Source organism: Streptomyces sp. NPDC058964 (genome assembly GCF_042741275.1).
GTDB lineage: Bacteria > Actinomycetota > Actinomycetes > Streptomycetales > Streptomycetaceae > Streptomyces.
On sequence record NZ_JBHYKH010000003.1, the window covers coordinates 53,856 to 58,726 of the forward strand.

The following is a 4,871-nucleotide window of genomic DNA, read 5'->3' on the forward strand; positions in this document are numbered from 1 at the left end:
TCGGTGTCCTGGACCAGGACTACGCGCCGCTGGTCATCGACTGGCGGGCGCCCGCCGCGGCGCCCTTCTACCGCTCCACCCCGGTCGACCCGGGACGGGTGGTACGGCGCCGGGTCATCCGTTCCAAGGGGCGCCGGGTGCTCGGTGTCGAGGACGACCTGATGCGCCCCGAGCTCCAGGCCTTCCTCGGCGGCGAAGAACTGCCCGCGATCGGCGACGGCGCCCTGATGGCCGCCCTCGGCCAGGCCCGCAGCCACACCATGCGGGACATCGTCGCCTCCATCCAGGCCGAGCAGGACCTGGTCATCCGGGCCCCCGCCGCCTCCGTGACCTACGTCGAGGGCGGACCGGGCACCGGAAAGACCGCGGTGGCACTGCACCGCGCCGCCTACCTCCTCTACCAGGACCGGCGGCGGTACGCGGGCGGCATCCTGATCGTCTCCCCGACCCCGCTGCTCGTGGCGTACACCGAGGGCGTGCTGCCCTCCCTCGGCGAGGAGGGCCAGGTCGCCATCCGCGCGATCGGCTCGCTCGTCGACGGCGCCGAGGCCACCCAGTACGACTCCCCGTCGGTGGCCCGGGCCAAGGGGTCGTACCGCATGCTGAAGGTGCTGCGCAAGGCTGCCCGTGGCGCGCTGGAGCTGGGGCCCGGCGGTGCCGCGCGGCCGGGGGGCGCGGGGCCGGGGGGCCCCCCGGTTGGGGCGCGAGTCCGCCGCGGGGCGGGGGAGGGCGCCGGTGGGACGGGGCGCGTTCCCGCCGGTCCGCCCACCCGGCTCCGTGTCGTCGCCTTCGGGCGCCGGCTCGAGCTGGAGGCGGCCGAGCTGGAACGTATCCGCCGTACCGCCCTGGGCGGCACCGCGCCGGTCAACCTGCTCCGCCCGCGTGCCCGCAAGCTGCTCCTCGACGCCCTGTGGGCCAAGTCGGGTGCGGCCGGCCGGCACACCGACCCCGAGCTGGCCGCCGAGCTGCGCTCGTCCTTCGACGAGGACGTGACCTCGGAGGACAGCTTCATCGGGTTCCTCGACGCGTGGTGGCCCGAGCTGACCCCCAGGGCCGTCCTCGCGGCCATGGCGGACGAGCGCCGGCTCGGCCGCTGGGCCCGCCGCATCCTCAACCCCGGCGAGGTGCGCAGGGTCGCCCGGTCGCTCAGACGTGACGGCCACTCCGTGCACGACATCGCCATGCTCGACGAGCTCCAGGCGATCCTCGGCGCCCCGGCCCGCCCGAAGAGGCGACGCGAGGTGGACCCGCTCGACCAGCTCACCGGCCTGGAGGAGCTGATGCCCGTGCGCGAGGAGTCGCAGCGGGAGCGGGCCGAGCGGCTGGCCCAGGAGCGCACCGAGTACGCGCACGTCATCGTCGACGAGGCCCAGGACCTCACGCCCATGCAGTGGCGCATGGTCGGCCGCCGCGGCCGGCACGCCACCTGGACGGTGGTCGGCGACCCGGCCCAGTCCTCCTGGTCCGACCCCGACGAGGCGGCCGAGGCCCGTGACGAGGCCCTGGGCACCCGGCCGCGCCGCCGCTTCCAGCTCACCGTGAACTACCGCAACCCGTCCGAGATCGCCGAGCTCGCCGCCAAGGTGCTCGCCCTCGCCATGCCCGGCTCCACATCTCCGTCGGCGGTGCGCTCCACCGGGGTCGAACCACGCTTCGGCGTCGTACGGGACTCGCTGGAGAAGACCGTGCGCGCGGAGGCCGAGCGGCTCCTCGACCAGGTCGACGGAACGGTCGGCGTGGTCGTCGCCATGGACCGGCGCGCGGAGGCCGCGCGCTGGCTCGCCGGGCTCGGCGACCGGGTGGTGGCGCTCGGCAGCCTGGAGGCCAAGGGCCTGGAGTACGACGCCACGGTGGTCGTGTCGCCCGCGGAGATCGCCGACGAGTCGCCGGCCGGCCTGCGGGTGCTGTACGTGGCCCTGACCCGGGCCACGCAGCAGCTCACGGTGATCTCGGGCGAACGGGACGAGCCGGACGCGGACGGGGTGCCGGACCTGCTCCGGGACTGAATCGCGCGACGGAGAATCCTGTGAACTCTTCCCACGGGAATGGTTCCGGGCGATCCGTTTGTTAGCCTGGCTGTGACACCGGCTCGATCCAAGCCCCCGGGCCCAACCTTCGTCGCCACGAGCGACCACTTGCCGCGAGGCGAGCATGGCGGGTCGGTGTCATGAACGGAGGAGAGACCCACGTAATCAGTGACGTGGGTCTCTCTCTTTCGGGGATGTCGTGCGAACTCCCGGGAATGCAGCGCGAACAAAACGTTCGCAATCCAGGACCGGCTAACGCCTACTCGGCGGTAGGTGCGACGATCGGACGCACATCCACGCGACACGGTGAAAGCAGAGGAAGTCGGCCATGGCAACGGCGCCCAGCGTCTCCTACTCGATGACCATCCGGCTGGAGGTGCCCGCGAGCGGAACCGCCGTCTCGCAGCTCACCACCGCCGTGGAGGCTTCCGGAGGCTCGGTGACCGGCCTCGACGTCACCGCGTCCGGCCACGAGAAGCTCCGCATCGACGTCACCATCGCGGCCACCTCCACCGCCCACGCCGAGGAGATCGTCGAGAAGCTGCGCGGCATCGAGGGCGTCACGCTCGGCAAGGTCTCGGACCGTACGTTCCTGATGCACCTCGGCGGCAAGATCGAGATGGCGTCGAAACACCCCATCCGCAACCGTGACGACCTCTCCATGATCTACACGCCGGGCGTGGCCCGCGTCTGCATGGCGATCGCCGAGAACCCCGAGGACGCCCGCCGCCTCACCATCAAGCGCAACTCCGTTGCGGTTGTGACGGACGGCTCCGCGGTGCTGGGCCTCGGCAACATCGGCCCGAAGGCCGCGCTGCCCGTCATGGAGGGCAAGGCGGCCCTCTTCAAGCGCTTCGCCGGCATCGACGCCTGGCCGATCTGCCTGGACACCCAGGACACCGACGCGATCGTCGAGATCGTCAAGGCGATCGCCCCGGGCTTCGCCGGCATCAACCTCGAGGACATCTCCGCGCCGCGCTGCTTCGAGATCGAGGCCCGCCTGCGCGAGGCCCTCGACATCCCCGTCTTCCACGACGACCAGCACGGCACCGCGATCGTCGTGCTCGCCGCCCTGACGAACGCACTTCGCGTCGCCGGCAAGGCGATCGAGAACATCCGGGTCGTGATGTCGGGCGCCGGCGCGGCCGGTACGGCCATCCTCAAGCTGCTGCTCGCGGCGGGCGTGAAGAGCGCCGTCGTCGCCGACATCCACGGTGTGGTGCACGCCGGCCGCGAGGACCTGGTGGACGCGGCCCCGGACTCGCCACTGCGCTGGATCGCCGACAACACCAACCACGAGGGCCTGACCGGCACGCTGAAGGAGGCCGTGCGCGGCGCGGACGTCTTCATCGGCGTCTCGGCTCCCAACGTCCTCGACGGCAACGACGTGGCCGCCATGGCGGAGGGTGCGATCGTGTTCGCGCTCGCGAACCCGGACCCCGAGGTCGACCCCGCAATCGCGCGTCAGACGGCCGCAGTTGTGGCCACCGGGCGCTCCGACTTCCCGAACCAGATCAACAATGTGCTGGTCTTCCCGGGCGTGTTCCGCGGTCTGCTGGACGCGCAGTCCCGTACGGTCAACACGGACATGATGCTCGCGGCCGCGAAGGCCCTCGCCGATGTGGTGACCGAGGACGAGCTGAACCCGAACTACATCATCCCCAGCGTCTTCAACGACAAGGTCGCGGGCGCGGTGGCGGGTGCGGTGCGGGACGCGGCCAAGTCGGCCGGGGCGGCTTCCTAGGCGGCCCGTACCGTGGTGTGCGGGCGCTGTGAGGATCGACACGACAGTGCCCGCACCGGCGAGTCGTGGAACCCCCTACCGCCGGGCGCCCTCTAGGGTGACGGCCGAGCGGGCGCTTTTCGTGTGACTCCCCAGGGTGTTCTCACGACTCCTGCGGGTGCCGGATTGGCTTTCCCGCCGCAGGTAGGGGCAGGATGCGTCCCTGGGCGCGAGCGCATCGGCTTCGCTGTGCCATAGTGCGGCTCCGCCGCGCGGCACACCCCAACGGCAAGAAGAACACGGGAGTAACAACATGAACCGCAGTGAGCTGGTGGCCGCGCTGGCCGACCGCGCCGAGGTGACCCGCAAGGACGCCGACGCCGTGCTGGCCGCGTTCGCCGAGGTCGTCGGCGACATCGTCTCCAAGGGCGACGAGAAGGTCACCATCCCCGGCTTCCTGACCTTCGAGCGCACCCACCGTGCCGCTCGCACCGCGCGCAACCCGCAGACCGGTGAGCCCATCAACATCCCGGCCGGCTACAGCGTGAAGGTCTCCGCGGGCTCGAAGCTCAAGGAAGCGGCCAAGGGCAAGTGACGCTCCGCTGAGAGCGCCGTGGGCAACTGCGGGCCCGACGTGACCGGTCACGCAGTTCCCCGCGCCTCGTGCGGGGCGCGTCCGCAGCGGATGCGGACACAACGACAGTGGGGGGGGGGGCGGGCCCCGGCGGGGGGGCCCCCCCCCGGGGGGGCGCCCGTTCTGGGGGCACGCGCGGCGGCCCCCCCCGCGGGGGCGCGGGGGGGGGCGACGGGGGCCCCGGGCGTGTGGCCGCCCCGGGCTGGGCGCCCCAGGCCCCGCAGGTCGCACAGAGCGCGCATGTCGACGGCGAAGTCGGTGAAGGTGCGGGCGGGGGCGGGCGTGGAGGCGCCCAGGCCGGGGCGGTCCACGGAGACCAGGCGGACGCCGAGCGCCTCCACGACGCCCGCGCCGAAGCCGAGCCGGCGGCTCGTGGCCGCGCCGGGGCAGAGCAGGACCGGTACGCCGTCCGGCGGACCCCACTCGGCCCAGCCGAGCAGGCGTCCGTCGGGAAGAGGGGTTTCACCGAGGCGGGCGGGGGCGGTGA

The 4,871-nt window shown here is 72.7% G+C and carries 3 protein-coding genes and 1 pseudogene; 3 read left to right on the forward strand and 1 reads right to left on the reverse strand.

Translation table 11 applies throughout. The annotated features are described in order from the left end of the window. The 3 genes from ACFW2E_RS00800 to ACFW2E_RS00810 form a co-directional block, all read left to right on the forward strand. A partial coding sequence (locus ACFW2E_RS00800) for a HelD family protein (protein WP_384459237.1) occupies positions 1-2,006 on the forward strand: 2,006 nt, incomplete at its 5' end. 349 nt (positions 2,007-2,355) lie between these two features. After that, positions 2,356-3,771 carry an NAD-dependent malic enzyme gene (locus ACFW2E_RS00805; RefSeq protein WP_384459240.1) on the forward strand — a complete coding sequence of 472 codons (1,416 nt, stop codon included), beginning with the start codon at positions 2,356-2,358 and terminating at the stop codon, positions 3,769-3,771. A 292-nt stretch (positions 3,772-4,063) separates the two neighbouring features. Further along, positions 4,064-4,345 carry an HU family DNA-binding protein gene (locus ACFW2E_RS00810; protein WP_067001509.1) on the forward strand — a complete coding sequence of 94 codons (282 nt, stop codon included), beginning with the start codon at positions 4,064-4,066 and terminating at the stop codon, positions 4,343-4,345. 172 nt (positions 4,346-4,517) lie between these two features. Here the strand turns inward: ACFW2E_RS00810 and ACFW2E_RS00815 are convergent. Further along, positions 4,518-4,871 (reverse strand): annotated as a pseudogene (locus ACFW2E_RS00815) (alpha/beta fold hydrolase); the annotation flags it as partial.

What these genes read in the sequence shown, in the direction of transcription:
- ACFW2E_RS00805 (WP_384459240.1), top strand. Translation starts at nt 2,356, where the DNA reads ATGGCAACGGCGCCCAGCGTCTCCTACTCGATGACCATCCGGCTGGAG.
- ACFW2E_RS00810 (WP_067001509.1), top strand. Translation starts at nt 4,064, where the DNA reads ATGAACCGCAGTGAGCTGGTGGCCGCGCTGGCCGACCGCGCCGAGGTG.